This window comes from Streptomyces sp. URMC 127 (assembly GCF_051386535.1).
Classification (GTDB): domain Bacteria; phylum Actinomycetota; class Actinomycetes; order Streptomycetales; family Streptomycetaceae; genus Streptomyces.
Window position 1 is genome coordinate 26045 of record NZ_JBPQTW010000005.1, and the last position, 16083, is coordinate 42127.

A 16083-nucleotide genomic window follows, 5' to 3' on the forward strand; every position below is an offset into this window, starting at 1 on the left:
GCCTGTGGACAACGCCCCACCGGCCGACCGGTGACGTACCCCGCGACGGCGCGCTACAGTCCCCGGAACAACGACGTTACTGATCAGTAAGGGGAGCCCGCATGAGTCGCGTGAGCCGCATGAAGCTCGGGATCAACCTCGGCTACTGGGGCGCGGGGATGGACGCCGACAACCTCGCCGTCGCCCGCGAGGCGGACCGGCTGGGCTACGCGGTCTGCTGGGCCGCCGAGGCCTACGGCTCCGACGCGGCCACCGTCCTGTCCTGGGTCGCCGCGCAGACCGAGCGCATCGACGTCGGCTCGGGCATCTTCCAGATCCCCGCCCGGACGCCCAGCATGACGGCGATGACCGCGGCCACCCTCGACTCGCTCTCCGGCGGCCGCTTCCGGCTCGGCCTCGGCGTGTCCGGCCCGCAGGTGTCCGAGGGCTGGTACGGCGTGCGGTTCGACAAGCCCCTGGCGCGCACCCGCGAGTACGTGGAGATCATCCGCAAGGCCATGTCGCGCGAGCGCCTCACGCACGAGGGCGCGCACTGGACCCTGCCGCTCCCCGACGGCCCGGGCAAGCCGATCAAGCTCACCGTCCACCCCGTCCGCGAGCACATCCCGCTGTACATCGCCGCCATCGGCCCGAAGAACCTGGAGCAGACCGGCGAGATCGCCGACGGCGCGCTGCTCGTCTTCTTCGCCCCCGAGCACGCCGAGGAGACCACGCTCGGCGCGCTCCGCGCCGGCCGCGCGAAGGCCGGCAAGGAACTCGACGGCTTCGACATCGTCCCGACCGTCCCGATGGCCGTCGGCGACGACATCGACGGCCTGGCCGACCTCTTCCGCCCGTACACCGCCCTCTACGTCGGCGGCATGGGCAGCGCCAAGCAGAACTTCTACAACAAGCTGGCGCAGCGCATGGGCTACGGGAAGGCCGCCGCCGAGATCCAGGAGAAGTACCTGGCCGGGGACAAGGCGGGCGCTGCCGCGGCCGTGCCGCGGGAACTGATCGACGCAACCACGCTCATCGGCTCCGTGGACCGCATCGCCGACCGCATGCAGGCCTACGCCGAGGCCGGCGTGACCACCCTCTCCCTCGCCCCGGCCGGCTTCACGCTGGACGAGCGGATCGCGAGCCTGCGGGCGGGCGTCGAGGCCCTGGAGCGCGCGGGCCTGGCGTAACGGGAGAGAGGCAGGAGAGCGGACCAGCGGCCGTGGTGGGGGCTCGGGGGCCTTCCCCGCCACGGCCGGTACAGAAGACAACGCCCGTACGGGCGCCTGGTTACGCGCCTCGCACCGCCTCCGGCATCGCGCATTCGGCCGAGCGGACACCGCCCCCGATTGCCGCTGCACGCGCAGGGCACTTGACTCGGGTTCCACGGGACGTACGCCCAGTGCGCCGCGAACGGAGGTGGGCCCCGTCATGCTCTCGGCCAGAAGCCTGTTCCAGGAGATCCTCGGCAACGACGAGGCGTACCGGCTCTTCTGTTCCCTCGCCGCCAGCGGCGAGGCGCAGGGCGGCTGGGAGAACGGCCGCATCGCCGCCCTGGTCCCGGCCGGACAGAGCGCGCTCGCACCGAAGATCGCCCGGCACGGCGCCGACGAGGACAAGCACGGGCGCATCTTCCGGGCGCTGCTGCGCAAGCGCGGCCTCGACCCCGTCCCGGTGCCGCCCGGCACCGACTACACGATGCTCCTGGAGCGCCGCGGCATCGGCCTGCCCCACACGCTCCTGCGCGGCGAGCAGCCGCTGACCGAGGAGGACATCGTCACCTACCTCGCGCACAGCCGCGTCACCGAGCAGCGCGCCGCCGACCAGATGGAGATGCTCACCACGCACTTCGGCGACCACCCCGAGGTCGGCAGGGCGATCCGGATGATCGCCCACGACGAGACCAACCACCTCTCGTACTGCCACGAGGAGCTGCTGCGCCTGGCGCGCCTGGGCCACGGCCGGACCATCCGCGCTGCCCTGCGGGAGTGCGCCCGCGCCGAGGTGCGCATCTACCGGGACGTGAGCCTGGCCGTCATGGAGCACATGGGCGCGATCCTGCGCTGGCCCCGGCCCAAGGCGCTCGCGCTGTCCCTCGGTATCCGGGCCCTGTACGCCTACGAGCGGCTCGTCGGCTGGCGGCGGATGGTCACCCTGCGCATGCCGGAACGCCGCGACGCACTGGGCGGAACCCCGGCCACCGAGCCGGAGTTCGCCTGACGGCGGGCCTCGCCGCCGGCCGCGGCCTCACAGCCACCCGCGCCGCTTGAACAGCCGGTACAGCCAGAACACCAGCCCCGCCATCACCAGCACGGCCGCCGGATAGCCCCACGGCTGCCGCAGCTCCCACATGTGCGTGAAGTTCATGCCGTAGACCCCGGCGATCATCGTCGGGACGGCCGCCATCGCCGCCCACGCCGAGATCTTGCGCATGTCGTCGTTCTGCTGGACGCCCATCTGCGCGAGGTGGGCGGACAGTATGTCCGACAGCAGCCGGTCCAGGCCCTCGACGGACTCGTTCGCCCGCGTCAGGTGGTCGCCGACGTCCCGGAAGAACGGCTGCGACCGCTCCGGCACGAACGGCACGCCCACGCCCGCCAGCCGCGTCACCGGCTCGGCCAGCGGCGCCGAGGCCCGCCGGAACTCCAGCACCTGGCGCTTGAAGGAGTAGATCCGCGACGCGATGGTCCGGTTGTCGCCGCCCAGCGGGGCGAACACCTCCGCCTCCAGCTCCTCCAGGTCCAGCTGGAGCTCCGCCGCGACCTCGGTGTAGTGGTCGACGACGGCGTCGCACACCGCGTACAGCACCGACGCCGGGCCGTGCCGCAGCACCTCCGGCTCGTGCTCCAGCCGCTGCCGCACCTGCGCGAGCGGGCTGCCCTCGCCGTGCCGCACGGTCACGACGAACGAGTCGCCGACGAACAGCATCAGCTCGCCCGTCGCCACCGTGTCCGCGTCGTCGTCGTACGTGACCGGCTTGAGCACGACGAACAGCGAGCCGTTGTAGACCTCCAGCTTCGGCCGCTGGTGCGCCTTGAGCGCGTCCTCAACCGCCAGTGGGTGCAGGTTGAACTCGCTCGTGACGAGGTCGAACTCCTCCTCCGTCGGCTCGTGCAGTCCGACCCACAGGAAGGAGTCCCCCGCCGCCCGCGCCTCGTCCAGGGCGTCGGAGAAGTCGGCGGGGCCCTCGGTGCGGCGTCCGTTGCGGTAGATGGCGCAGTCCACGATCACGCAGGGCATTTTGCCGCCGATCGGCCGCGTACACATGACACCGGGCGCGGGCGGCGCGGAAATATCCCGTGCCGGGGGCCCGCCGGGATCCGCGGGCTGCGGCGCCCCCGCGCACGCCACGCTCCGCCGGACAGGCAATACGCTGGCGGCCATGCCCACGCTGATCCTGGTCCGGCACGGCCGGTCCACCGCCAACACCGGGGGAGTGCTCGCGGGGCGGACCCCCGGCATCGCCCTGGACGAGCGCGGCGCCGCCCAGGCCGCCGCCCTCCCGGCCCGGCTCGCGCAGGTGCCGCTCGCGGCGGCCGTCACGAGCCCCCTCCAGCGCTGCCGCGAGACCCTGGCGCCCCTCCTCGCCGCCCGCCCCGGCCTGCCCCTGCACACCGACGAGCGCGTCGGCGAGTGCGACTACGGGGACTGGTCCGGCCGCAAGATCTCCGAGCTCACGGGCGAACCGCTCTGGGAGGTCGTCCAGCGCCACCCGTCCTCCGCCGCCTTCCCGGGCGGCGAGTCCGTACGGGCCATGCAGGCCCGCGCCGTCGACGCCGTACGGGACTGGAACGCCCGCGTGGAGGCCGGGCACGGACACGACGCCTGCTACGTGGTGTGCTCGCACGGCGACATCATCAAGGCCCTCGTCGCCGACGCCCTGGGCCTGCACCTCGACCTCTTCCAGCGCATCGCCGTCGACCCCTGCTCCGTCACCGCCATCCGCTACACCCGGCTCCGTCCCTTCCTGGTGCGCCTCGGCGACACCGGCGACCTGCGCGGCCTCGCGCCGCACGAGGAGACGCCGGGGCAGGGGCGGCGCCCGGAGGAGGACGGCGTCGTGGGGGGCGGGGCGGGGGCACCGTGATCGTGGCGCGCAGTAGGGTGGTGACGCGGCAGGGTCCGCCCGTCACGCCGTGACCGGCGCCGGGCCCGCCCGAGCACGACAAGCCCGCACCACGTTGGCCCGAACCGCCCGAACCCAATGGAGCAGGACGTTGTCCCGTCAGGTGTTCCTCTACGACCCGCCGGACCGTTTCGTCGCCGGTACGGTCGGGCTGCCTGGCCGCCGCACCTTCTTCCTGCAGGCCACCGCGGCCGGCCGCACCACCACCGTCGCCCTGGAGAAGGCCCAGGTCGAGGCGCTCGCCGAGCGCATCGACGAGCTGCTGGACGAGGTCGTCCGGCGCACCGGCGGCAGTGCCCCCGTGCCCGCCGTCGCCCCGGCCGAGCTCGCCGACACGGCCCCGCTGGAGACCCCCATCGAGGAGGAGTTCCGCGTCGGCACCATGGCGCTGGCCTGGGACGGCGAGCACCAGCGCATGATCGTCGAGGCCCAGGCCCTCGTCGAGCTGGACGCCGACACCGACGAGGACCTCGCCGAGGCCGAGGAGCGGCTCCTGCAGGACGAGGCGAACGGCCCGCCGATGCTGCGCGTCCGCATCACCGGCACCATGGCCCGCGCCTTCGCCAAGCGCGCCCTGGAGGTCGTGAACGCCGGCCGCCCGCCGTGCCCGCTGTGCAGTCTGCCGCTCGACCCGGAAGGACACGTATGTCCGCGCCAGAACGGATACCGCCGCGGCGCGTGAGCCCGCAGGAACTGCTGGCCAAGGGTGAGCTGACGGTCCGTGGCCGGATCTCCGGCGCGTCCAACGCGGTGCTGTACTGCACGGTCGAGTACGAGGGCGTGAGCGCCGCCTGCGTCTACAAGCCCGTCGCGGGCGAGCGCCCGCTGTGGGACTTCCCCGACGGCACCCTCGCCCAGCGCGAGGTCGCCGCCTACGAGCTCTCCGAGGCCATGGGATGGGGCCTCGTCCCGCCCACGGTGCTGCGCGACGGGCCGTACGGCCGGGGCATGTGCCAGCTGTGGATCGAGGTCTCTGCCGAGGACTCCGCGCTGCTCGCGCTCGTCGAGGGCGAGGAGCCCGAGCCGGGCTGGAAGGCCGTCGGCCTCGCGGAGGTGGGCGAGGAGCGCACGGCGCTGCTCGTGCACGCCGACGACGAGCGGCTGCGCCGGCTGGCGGTGCTGGACGCCGTGATCAACAACGGTGACCGCAAGGGCGGCCACCTCCTCCCGGCCGCGGACGGCCGGCTCTATGCGATCGATCACGGAGTGACCTTCAACGCGGACGACAAGCTGCGCACGCTGCTGTGGGGCTGGGCGGGCGAGCCGCTCACGGAGGAGGCCGTGGAGGCGCTGCGGCGTCTTTCGGCCAATCTGGCCGACGGGGGCCCCTTGGTGGAGCGGCTCGCCGAGCTGATCACGGCGGAGGAGATCGCGGCACGGCGGGCGCGGGTGGCGGAGCTGCTCCGCACGGGGCGGCACCGTGAGCCGTCCGGGCAGTGGCCCGCGATTCCGTGGCCGCCGGTGTGAGCCGCCGGTCACTGCCACCGGCCCTGGCGGGCCTCGTCCTCAAGCGCCGGACGGGCTCGACATGAGTGCGGCCCCCGAGCGGCGAGCTGTCCGGACGGCGATGCGGCCCCGAGCAGTGAGCCGTCCGACAAGCGGCGCGGGGGTCCGTAGCCGTGAGCTGTCCGGGCGCCGCGCCGCGCCGAGCGGGCATGTGCATGCACAGCGCAGCGCCCCCGCGCAAGAGGGCCTGTTCGGCCAAGAGCCGGATCCGGTTCGTATCCGGAACATGCGTCCGGTTACGCTCGTGACATGCATGCCTGGCCCGCTTCTGAGGTTCCCGCCCTGCCCGGCAGTGGCCGCGACCTCCGGATCCACGACACCGCGACCGGCGGACGGGTGACCCTCGTCCCCGGCCCCGTCGCCCGTATCTACGTCTGCGGCATCACGCCGTACGACGCGACCCACATGGGACACGCGGCGACCTACAACGCGTTCGACCTCGTTCAGCGCGTGTGGCTCGACACCAAGCGGCAGGTTCACTACGTCCAGAACGTCACCGACATCGACGACCCGCTGCTGGAGCGGGCCGTCGCCAACGGTGACGACTGGGCCGAGCTCGCCGAGCGGGAGACCGCCCTCTTCCGCGAGGACATGACCGCCCTGCGGATGCTCCCGCCGCGGCACTACATCGGTGCCGTCGAATCCATACCCAAGATCGTCCCGCTGGTGGAGCGCCTGCGCGAGGCCGGCGCCGCCTACGAGCTCGACGGCGACATCTACTTCTCCGTCGGGTCCGACACCCGCTTCGGCGAGGTCTCCGGCCTCGACGCCGAGGCCATGCGCCTGCTCTCCGCCGAGCGCGGCGGCGACCCGGACCGCCCGGGCAAGAAGAACCCGCTCGACCCCATGCTGTGGATGGCCGCCCGCCCGGGCGAGCCCAGCTGGGACGGCGCCTCGCTCGGCCCCGGCCGCCCCGGCTGGCACATCGAGTGCGTGGCCATCGCCCTGGAGCACCTCGGCATGGGCTTCGACGTCCAGGGCGGCGGCTCCGACCTGGTCTTCCCGCACCACGAGATGGGCGCCTCGCACGCCCAGGTCCTCACCGGCGAGCACCCCTACGCCAGGACCTACGTCCACGCCGGCATGGTCGCGCTCCACGGCGAGAAGATGTCCAAGTCCAAGGGCAACCTCGTCTTCGTCTCGGCCCTGCGCCGCGACGGCGTCGACCCCGCCGCGATCCGCCTCGCGCTCCTCGCGCACCACTACCGCGCCGACTGGGAGTGGACCGACGCCGTCCTGCACGAGGCCGTCGAGCGCCTCGGCCGCTGGCGCGCCGCGGTCTCGCGCCCCGACGGCCCGTCCGCGGACGCGCTGGTGGAGGAGGTCCGCGAGGCCCTCGCGGACGACCTCGACTCGCCCCGCGCCCTCGCGGCCATCGACCGCTGGGCGGCCGCCCAGGCCGCCGGCGGCGGCACGGACGAGGGCGCGCCCGGCCTCGTCTCCCGCGTCGCCGACGCACTCCTCGGCGTGGCGCTGTGACGCGCTGAACCGCAACGACGGCCAAGAGGGCCGGGTGCGCACCGCGGAGCGGTGCGCACCCGGCCCTCGGGCGTTTCGCTCAGCGCGCGTTGAAGTACTTCGCCTCGGGGTGGTGGATGACGATCGCGTCGGTGGACTGCTCCGGGTGCAGCTGGAACTCCTCGGAGAGGTGCACCCCGATCCGCTCCGGCTGCAGCAGCTCCGCGATCTTGGCGCGGTCCTCCAGGTCCGGGCACGCGCCGTAGCCCAGGGAGAAGCGCGCCCCGCGGTACTTCAGGGCGAACATGTCTTCGACGTCCTTCGGGTCCTCCCCGCCGAAGCCGAGCTCGGCGCGCACCCGGGCGTGCCAGTACTCGGCCAGGGCCTCGGCCAGCTGGACGGACAGGCCGTGCAGTTCGAGGTAGTCGCGGTAGGCGTCGGAGGCGAACAGCTCGGCCGTGGCCTCCCCGATCCGCGAGCCGACCGTGACCACCTGCAGGCCCACCACGTCCTTCTCGCCGGACTCCTCCGGGCGGAAGTAGTCGGCGAGGCACAGCCGGCGCCCGCGCCGCTGCCGCGGGAAGGTGAAGCGGGTGCGCTCGGTGCCGTCCTCACCCAGCAGGATGAGGTCGTCGCCCTTGGAGTAGCAGGGGAAGTAGCCGTAGACGACGGCCGCTTCGAGCAGGTTCTCGGTGTGGAGCTTGTCCAGCCAGCCGCGCAGCCGCGGCCGGCCCTCGCTCTCCACGAGCTCCTCGTAGGTGGGGCCGCCGGCGCGGGCCTGCTTCAGGCCCCACTGGCCCTTGAACAGCGCGCCCTCGTCCAGCCAGGACGCGTAGTCCTTCAGCGGGATGCCCTTGACGACGCGGGTGCCCCAGAACGGCGGCTCGGGCACGCGGTTGTCGACGGCGACGTCGGAGCGGACGGAGCCCTTCGGCTCCTCCGCCTCGGGGACGGCGGCCACCGCCTTCTTCGCCACCCGCCGCTGCTTGAGCTCCGGCAGGGTGGCGCCCGGCACGCCGCGCTTGACGGCGATCAGCGCGTCCATCAGCCGCAGGCCCTCGAAGGCGTCGCGGGCGTAGCGCACCTCGCCGTCGTAGATCTCGTGCAGGTCCTGCTCGACGTAGGCGCGGGTCAGGGCCGCCCCGCCGAGGATCACCGGGTAGGTGGCCGCCAGCTTGCGCTGGTTGAGCTCCTCCAGGTTCTCCTTCATGATCACGGTGGACTTCACCAGCAGCCCGGACATGCCGATGACGTCGGCCCGGTGCTCCTCGGCGGCCTCCAGGATCGCCGAGACCGGCTGCTTGATGCCCAGGTTGACGACGTTGTAGCCGTTGTTGGACAGGATGATGTCGACCAGGTTCTTGCCGATGTCGTGGACGTCGCCGCGGACCGTGGCCAGCACGATGGTGCCCTTGCCCTCGGCGTCGGACTTCTCCATGTGCGGTTCCAGATAGGCCACCGCCGACTTCATCACCTCGGCCGACTGCAGCACGAACGGCAGCTGCATCTGGCCCGAGCCGAACAGCTCGCCGACGACCTTCATGCCCTCCAGCAGCGTGTCGTTGACGATGTCCAGCGCCGGGCGCTCGGCCAGCGCCGCGTCGAGATCCGCCTCCAGGCCGTTCTTCTCGCCGTCGATGATCCGGCGGCGCAGCCGCTCCTCCAGGGGGAGCGCCGCCAGCTCCTCGGCCTTGCCCGCCTTCATGGACTTGGTGTCCACGCCCTCGAAGAGCTCCAGCAGGCGCTGCAGCGGGTCGTAGCCCTCGCTGCGGCGGTCGTAGATGAGGTCGGAGGCGACCTTGACCTGCTCCTCGTCCAGGCGGGCGATGGGCAGGATCTTCGAGGCGTGGACGATGGCCGAGTCCAGGCCGGCCTTGACGCACTCGTCCAGGAAGACGGAGTTGAGGACCATCCGGGCGGCCGGGTTGAGGCCGAAGGAGATGTTCGACAGGCCCAGCGTGGTCTGCACGTCGGGGTGGCGGCGCTTGAGCTCGCGGATCGCCTCGATGGTGGCGATGCCGTCCTTGCGGGACTCCTCCTGCCCGGTGCAGATGGTGAAGGTGAGGCAGTCGATGAGGATGTCCGACTCCTGGACCCCCCAGTTGCCCGTGAGGTCGGCGATCAGCCGCTCCGCGATCTCGACCTTCTTCTCGACGGTGCGGGCCTGGCCCTCCTCGTCGATGGTGAGCGCGATGAGCGCGGCGCCGTGCTCGACCGCCAGCCGGGTGATCCGGGCGAAGCGGGAGTCGGGGCCGTCGCCGTCCTCGTAGTTGACGGAGTTGATGACGGCGCGGCCGCCCAGCTTCTCCAGGCCGGCCTGGATGACGGCCGGTTCGGTGGAGTCCAGCACGATGGGCAGCGTCGAGGCGGTGGCGAAGCGGCCGGCGATCTCGGCCATGTCCGCCACGCCGTCGCGGCCCACGTAGTCCACGCACAGGTCGAGCAGGTGGGCGCCCTCGCGGATCTGGTCGCGGGCCATTTCCACGCAGTCGTCCCAGCGGCCGTCCAGCATGGCCTCGCGGAACTTCTTCGAGCCGTTGGCGTTCGTCCGCTCGCCGATGGCCAGGTACGAGGTGTCCTGGCGGAAGGGGACGGTCTGGTAGAGCGAGGCGGCGCCCGGCTCGGGACGCGGCTGCCGCTCGGTCGGCGCGAGCCCGCGGACGCGCTCGACCACCTGGCGCAGGTGCTCCGGGGTCGTGCCGCAGCAGCCGCCGACGAGGGAGAGGCCGTACTCCCGCACGAAGGTCTCGTGGGCGTCCGCGAGCTCGGCCGGGGTGAGCGGGTAGTGCGCGCCGTCCTTGCCCAGGACCGGCAGGCCGGCGTTGGGCATGGCCGAGACGCGGGTGCGTGCGTGGCGCGAGAGGTAGCGCAGGTGTTCGCTCATCTCGGCGGGGCCGGTGGCGCAGTTGAGGCCGATCATGTCGATGCCCAGCGGCTCCAGGGCGGTCAGCGCCGCGCCGATCTCGGAGCCCAGGAGCATCGTGCCGGTGGTCTCGACGGTCACCTGGACGAGCAGTGGAAGGTCCGCGCCCAGGGCCGTCATCGCGCGGCGGGCGCCGATCACCGAGGCCTTGGTCTGCAGCAGGTCCTGGGTGGTCTCCACGAGGATCGCGTCGACGCCGCCGGTGACCAGGCCCTCGACGTTCTGCTGGTAGGCGTCGCGCAGGCGGGTGTAGGGGGCGTGACCGAGCGTCGGCAGCTTGGTGCCGGGGCCCACCGAGCCCAGCACCCAGCGGGTGCGCCCGTCGCGGGCGGTGAAGTCGTCGGCGGTCTCGCGGGCGACGCGGGCGCCCGCCTCGGAGAGCTCGAAGATGCGGTGCGCGACGTCGTACTCGCCGAGGGCGGCGAAGTTGGCACCGAAGGTGTTGGTCTCCACGCAGTCCACGCCCACCGCGAAGTACGCCTCGTGGACGGAGCGGACGATGTCGGGGCGGGTGACGTTCAGGATCTCGTTGCAGCCTTCGAGCTGCTGGAAGTCCTCCATGCTCGGGTCCTGAGCCTGGAGCATCGTGCCCATGGCCCCGTCGGCCACGACGACCCGGGAGGCGAGCGCCTCCCGCAGTTCGGAGGCTCGGGCGGTGCTTGCGGACGATGGCGTGAACGAGGCCATGGAAGTGCTCCCGGGGTTGCGACGGCTGTCGGCTTTGCGCCCTCCGGAAGAAGGCGCACGCCGTCAGCGTAACCGCAGAAACCGGAATCCGGGGCGGGTGTTTCACCCCTCGGATACGCGATGGATACGCCGGAAAGCGCCGACGGCTGCACGATGCACGCGTCCCGGTGGGGCCGGGCGGAGCGGCCCGCCACCACTCGGCGATCATGGTCCAGCCGCCGGTCAGCTATCTCCTGGTCGGCATGGGCCGATAGTGTTCAGCAATGCCGAACGGGCATTTCGGAGGAGGTTGAGCGATGGCACGGACCATCCAGTCGCTCGAACGGGCGGCAGCGATGCTACGGCTGCTCGCGGGGGGCGAACGACGGCTGGGACTGTCCGATGTGGCCTCCGCGCTCGGGCTGGCCAAGGGCACCGCCCACGGCATCCTGCGCACGCTGCAGCAGGAGGGCTTCGTCGAACAGGACCCCGCCTCGGGGCGCTACCAGCTCGGCGCCGAGCTGCTGCGCCTGGGCAACAGCTACCTGGACGTGCACGAGCTGCGCGCCCGGGCCCTGCTGTGGGCGGACGACCTGGCCCGCTCCAGCGGCGAGAGCGTCTATCTGGGTGTCCTGCACCAGCAGGGCGTCCTCATCGTCCACCACGTCTTCCGGCCGGACGACAGCCGTCAGGTGCTGGAGGTCGGCGCCATGCAGCCGCTGCACAGCACGGCCCTCGGCAAGGTGCTGTGCGCCTACGACCCGGTGGCGCACAGCCAGCTGCTGGAGGCCGAGCGCGAGGCGTTCACCGCCTCGACCGTCACGTCGCTGCCCGATCTGGAGGGCGTGCTGGACCTGACCCGCGCCCGCGGCTGGGCCGCGGACGTCGAGGAGACCTGGGAGGGCGTGGCCTCGGTGGCCGCCCCCATCCACGACCGGCACCGGATGCCCGTGGGGGCCGTCGGCATCACGGGCGCGGTGGAGCGGGTGTGCGAGGACGGCGAGCTGCGCGCGCAGCTGGTCGCCGCCGTCCGCGACTGTGCCCGCGCCGTCTCCCGCGACCTGGGCGCGGGCCGCTTCTGACGCCGGGGACTTTGTTGTGCCCGGAAGTGACTACTGGGTACTACTGGTCGGTAACCGCGTGTGTCCGATACGGCAGTTTTCAGCCACTCCTGCCGAGAGTTTTCGGTCACAGGACTCTTGACGGGCCCTTAACCGTGCAGAAAACTGCCGTGCATCGGTCGGCATTGTCGAACACCTAACGACAATATTCGCTATGGTGGACACTGCCGCGGGCCGATCGAAGCTCTCCATCGGAGAGCTGCGGACCACCGGAGGGACCCGGGGTCCGCCTTCCCCTGGACGAAGGACAAAGGAGTCGCGGGTGTCCAGCTCCGACATCTTCACCGGTGAGCTCATCGGTACCGCAGTGTTGATCCTGCTCGGCGGCGGCGTCTGCGCCGCCGTCACCCTGAAGCGTTCGAAGGCGCAGAACGCGGGCTGGCTCGCCATCACGTTCGGCTGGGGCTTCGCCGTGCTGACCGGTGCCTACATCGGCGCCAAGTCCGGTGCGCACCTCAACCCCGCCGTCACCCTCGGCCTCGCCATCGACGGCGCGACCGAGTGGAAGGACGTGCCGCTCTACATCGGCTCCCAGCTGCTCGGCGCGATGATCGGCGCCGCCCTGGTGTGGCTCGCCTACTACGGTCAGTTCAAGGCCCACCTGACGGACCCGGAGCTCGTCGCCACCCTCAACCCCGCCGAGGGCATGGTCGACCAGACCGCGACCCCGCAGGCCGGCCCGGTGCTGGGCATCTTCTCCACCGGCCCCGAGATCCGCAACGCGGTGCAGAACCTCGTCACCGAGATCATCGGCACCGCCGCCCTGGTGCTGTTCATCCTCACCATGGGTCTGACCAAGGGCCTGGCCACCAGCGGCACGGGCACCCTGATGGTCGCCTTCGTCGTCGTCGGCATCGGCCTCTCGCTCGGCGGCCCGACCGGTTACGCCATCAACCCGGCCCGCGACCTCGGCCCGCGCATCGTGCACGCGCTGCTGCCGCTGCCGAACAAGGGCGGCTCCGACTGGGGCTACGCCTGGATCCCGGTGGCCGGCCCGCTCATCGGCGCCGCCCTGGCCGCAGGCATCCACAAGATCGCGTTCTGATCACCCGCCGAGACCCTTCCGACCCTTCAGGAGCAGACACACCATGACCGACGCGCACAACCAGGGCCCGTTCATCGCGGCGATCGACCAGGGCACCACCTCCTCCCGCTGCATCGTCTTCGACCGCGACGGCCGCATCGTCTCCGTCGACCAGAAGGAGCACGAGCAGATCTTCCCGAAGCCGGGCTGGGTCGAGCACGACGCCAAGGAGATCTGGACCAACGTCCAGGAGGTCGTCGCCGGCGCCGTCGAGAAGGCCGGCATCACCGCCGCCGACGTCAAGGCCATCGGCATCACCAACCAGCGCGAGACCACGCTGCTGTGGGACAAGAACACGGGCGAGCCGGTCTACAACGCCATCGTCTGGCAGGACACCCGCACCGACGCCCTGTGCAAGGAGCTCGGCCGCAACGTCGGCCAGGACCGCTTCCGCCGCGAGACGGGCCTGCCGCTGGCCTCCTACTTCTCCGGCCCGAAGGTCCGCTGGCTGCTGGACAACGTCGAGGGCCTGCGCGAGCGCGCCGAGCGCGGCGAGATCCTCTTCGGCACCATGGACTCCTGGGTCATCTGGAACCTCACCGGCGGCGCCGACGGCGGCGTGCACGTCACGGACGTCACCAACGCCTCCCGCACCATGCTGATGAACCTCCGCTCCCTGGAGTGGGACGAGCGCATCCTCTCCTCCATGGAGATCCCGGCCGCCGTGCTGCCGGAGATCCGCTCCTCCGCCGAGGTCTACGGCACGGCCAAGGGCGGCGCCCTCGCCGGCGTGCCCGTCGCCTCCGCCCTCGGCGACCAGCAGGCGGCCCTCTTCGGCCAGACCTGCTACGACAAGGGCGAGGCCAAGTCCACCTACGGCACCGGCACCTTCATGCTGATGAACACCGGTGACGAGCCCGTCCAGTCCTACAACGGCCTGCTGACCACCGTCGGCTACCGCATCGGCGACCAGAAGCCCGTCTACGCCCTCGAGGGCTCCATCGCCGTCACCGGCTCCCTCGTGCAGTGGATGCGCGACCAGATGGGCCTCATCAAGAGCGCCGCCGAGATCGAGACGCTCGCCAGCTCCGTCGAGGACAACGGCGGCGCCTACTTCGTGCCGGCCTTCTCCGGCCTGTTCGCCCCCTACTGGCGCTCCGACGCGCGCGGTGTGATCGCGGGCCTGACCCGCTACGTCACCAAGGCGCACATCGCCCGCGCCGTGCTCGAGGCCACCGCCTGGCAGACCCGCGAGATCACCGACGCCATGACCAAGGACTCCGGCGTCGAGCTGACCGCACTCAAGGTCGACGGCGGCATGACCTCCAACAACTTGCTGATGCAGACCCTCTCGGACTTCCTGGACGCACCCGTCGTGCGCCCGATGGTCGCCGAGACGACCTGCCTCGGCGCTGCCTACGCCGCCGGCCTGGCCGTCGGCTTCTGGCCGGACACCGACGCGCTGCGCGCCAACTGGCGCCGGGCCGCCGAGTGGACCCCCCGCATGGACGCGGACACGCGTGACCGCGAGTACAAGAACTGGCTCAAGGCCGTCGAGCGGACCATGGGCTGGATCGAGGACGAGGAGTAATCATGACAACCCCGCAGAGCGTTCCGACCCTGGGAACGCACCCGGCTGCCGGCGCCAACCCGGGCCGCGCCGAGACCCGGGAACGGCTGTCCAAGGCGACGTACGACCTCCTGGTGATCGGTGGCGGCATCCTGGGCACCTCGGTGGCCTGGCACGCCGCGCAGTCCGGTCTGCGGGTCGCGATGGTGGACGCCGGCGACTTCGCCGGCGCCACCTCCTCCGCCTCCTCCAAGCTCGTCCACGGCGGTCTGCGCTACCTGCAGACCGGCGCGGTCAAGCTGGTGGCGGAGAACCACCACGAGCGGCGGGTGCTGGCCAAGGACGTGGCCCCGCACCTGGTCAACCCGCTCACCTTCTACCTGCCCGTGTACAAGGGCGGCCCGGTCGGCGCGGCCAAGCTCGGCGCCGGTGTCTTCGCCTACTCGGCGCTGTCCGCCTTCGGCGACGGCGTCGGCAAGGTGATCTCCCCGGCCAAGGCCAAGGCCGACAACCCCGGTCTGCGCACGGACAACCTGAAGGCCGTCGCGGTCTACTACGACCACCAGATGAACGACTCCCGCGTGGCCGTCATGACGGTCCGCGCGGCGGTCGAGTCCGGTGCCGTGGTGCTCAACCACGCCGAGGTGACCGGCCTGCGCTTTACGCACGGCAAGGTCACCGGCGCCGAGCTCAAGGACCGCCTGGACGGCACCGAGTTCGGCATCGACGCGCGCGTCGTCCTCAACGCCACCGGCCCGTGGGTGGACCACCTGCGCAAGCTGGAAGACAAGGGCGCCGCGCCGTCGATCCGTCTCTCCAAGGGCGCGCACATCGTGATGAAGCGCAAGTCGCCCTGGAAGGCCGCCATGGCCACCCCGATCGACAAGTACCGCATCACCTTCGCCCTGCCGTGGGAGGACCAGCTGCTGCTGGGCACCACCGACACCCAGTACGAGGGCGACCCGGCGGACGTGCGCGCCACCGAGGAGGACATCCAGCAGATCCTCGACGAGGCGGCGTTCTCCATCCAGGACGCGGACCTCGACCGCGACCTCATGACGTACGCCTTCGCCGGCCTGCGCGTGCTGCCCGGCGGCCCGGGCGACGTCGCCCAGGCCAAGCGCGAGACGGTCGTCACCGAGGGCAAGGGCGGCATGCTCTCCGTCGCCGGCGGCAAGTGGACGACCTACCGTCACATCGGCCGTACGGTCATGAAGAAGCTGGCCCAGGTGCCCGGCAGCCCGCTGACCGAGGACATGGAGCCCATCTCCAGCCTCGTGCGCCGCACCCCGCTGCCCGGCGTCGCCAACCCCAACGCGGTCGCGCACCGCCTGCTCGTCGACCGCGAGCCCGGCGCCCGCATGGACCCGCTGACGGCCCGCCACCTCGCCTCGCACTACGGCTCGCTGTCCTTCGACATCGCGCGCCTGGTCAACGAGAACCCCGAGCTCGGCGAGCGCATCCACCCCGACGGCCCGGAGATCTGGGCCCAGGTCGTCTACGCCCGCGACCACGAGTGGGCCGAGACCGTCGACGACGTCCTGCGCCGCCGCACGACCCTGACCATCCGCGGCCTGGACGACGAGAACGTCCGCGCCCGGGTCAAGGACATGCTGGCCGACAAGGGCTGATCTTCGCGGCCCGCCGGCAGCCGCCGCGGGCCCCGGGGGCGGGACACGCTCGGTGTCCCGCCCCCGGGCGTTTTCCGCC

At 71.9% G+C, this 16083-nt stretch carries 12 protein-coding genes; 10 read left to right on the forward strand and 2 right to left on the reverse strand.

Annotated features, from left to right (window positions below; all coding sequences use genetic code 11):
• Positions 1–119: 119 nt before the first annotated feature.
• Both ACSNOH_RS02680 and ACSNOH_RS02685 read left to right on the forward strand, forming a co-directional pair.
• Positions 120–1169 carry an LLM class F420-dependent oxidoreductase gene (locus tag ACSNOH_RS02680; RefSeq protein ID WP_436719581.1) on the forward strand — a complete coding sequence of 350 codons (1050 nt, stop codon included), beginning with the start codon at positions 120–122 and terminating at the stop codon, positions 1167–1169.
• A gap of 241 nt (positions 1170–1410) precedes the next feature.
• Positions 1411–2199, forward strand: a complete 789-nt coding sequence (locus tag ACSNOH_RS02685) for a ferritin-like domain-containing protein (RefSeq protein WP_436719518.1) — start codon at positions 1411–1413, stop codon at positions 2197–2199.
• Between the two features lie 27 nt (positions 2200–2226).
• On the opposite strand, the gene ACSNOH_RS02690 is transcribed toward ACSNOH_RS02685, so the two are convergent.
• On the reverse strand, positions 2227–3219 hold the full coding sequence (locus ACSNOH_RS02690; protein ID WP_436719519.1) for a magnesium and cobalt transport protein CorA: 993 nt from the start codon (positions 3217–3219) through the stop codon (positions 2227–2229).
• A 142-nt stretch (positions 3220–3361) separates the two neighbouring features.
• Between ACSNOH_RS02690 and ACSNOH_RS02695 the strand changes: the two genes are divergently transcribed.
• The 4 genes from ACSNOH_RS02695 (at position 3362) to mshC (ending at position 7090) form a co-directional block, all read left to right on the forward strand.
• Complete coding sequence (locus tag ACSNOH_RS02695; protein ID WP_436719520.1) at positions 3362–4066, forward strand: histidine phosphatase family protein; 705 nt, start codon at positions 3362–3364, stop codon at positions 4064–4066.
• Between the two features lie 130 nt (positions 4067–4196).
• Positions 4197–4787, forward strand: coding sequence for a DUF3090 domain-containing protein (locus ACSNOH_RS02700; RefSeq protein WP_436719521.1), 591 nt, complete (start codon positions 4197–4199; stop codon positions 4785–4787).
• Entirely contained in the window at positions 4751–5572 is an 822-nt protein-coding gene (locus ACSNOH_RS02705) for an SCO1664 family protein (protein WP_436719522.1), read from the forward strand. The genes ACSNOH_RS02700 and ACSNOH_RS02705 overlap by 37 nt, the downstream gene beginning before the upstream one ends.
• A gap of 288 nt (positions 5573–5860) precedes the next feature.
• Entirely contained in the window at positions 5861–7090 is a 1230-nt protein-coding gene (mshC, locus tag ACSNOH_RS02710) for a cysteine--1-D-myo-inosityl 2-amino-2-deoxy-alpha-D-glucopyranoside ligase (protein ID WP_436719523.1), read from the forward strand.
• A gap of 79 nt (positions 7091–7169) precedes the next feature.
• Here the strand turns inward: mshC and metH are convergent, their stop codons facing one another.
• Entirely contained in the window at positions 7170–10679 is a 3510-nt protein-coding gene (gene metH / locus ACSNOH_RS02715; RefSeq protein WP_436719524.1) for a methionine synthase, read from the reverse strand.
• A 296-nt stretch (positions 10680–10975) separates the two neighbouring features.
• On the opposite strand from metH, the gene ACSNOH_RS02720 reads away from it, so the two are divergent.
• From ACSNOH_RS02720 to ACSNOH_RS02735, 4 genes are all read left to right on the forward strand, one after another.
• On the forward strand, positions 10976–11740 hold the full coding sequence (locus tag ACSNOH_RS02720; protein ID WP_436719525.1) for an IclR family transcriptional regulator: 765 nt from the start codon (positions 10976–10978) through the stop codon (positions 11738–11740).
• Positions 11741–12041: 301 nt separating this feature from the next.
• Positions 12042–12824, forward strand: a complete 783-nt coding sequence (locus ACSNOH_RS02725) for an MIP/aquaporin family protein (protein ID WP_436719526.1) — start codon at positions 12042–12044, stop codon at positions 12822–12824.
• A gap of 43 nt (positions 12825–12867) precedes the next feature.
• Positions 12868–14394: a glycerol kinase GlpK gene (glpK, locus tag ACSNOH_RS02730; protein WP_436719527.1), complete on the forward strand. Its 1527-nt coding sequence runs from the start codon at positions 12868–12870 to the stop codon at positions 14392–14394.
• Positions 14395–14396: 2 nt separating this feature from the next.
• Positions 14397–16004 (forward strand): FAD-dependent oxidoreductase, encoded by a 1608-nt coding sequence (locus ACSNOH_RS02735; RefSeq protein ID WP_436719528.1) that lies wholly within the window; start codon positions 14397–14399, stop codon positions 16002–16004.
• The last annotated feature ends 79 nt before the right edge of the window (positions 16005–16083 follow it).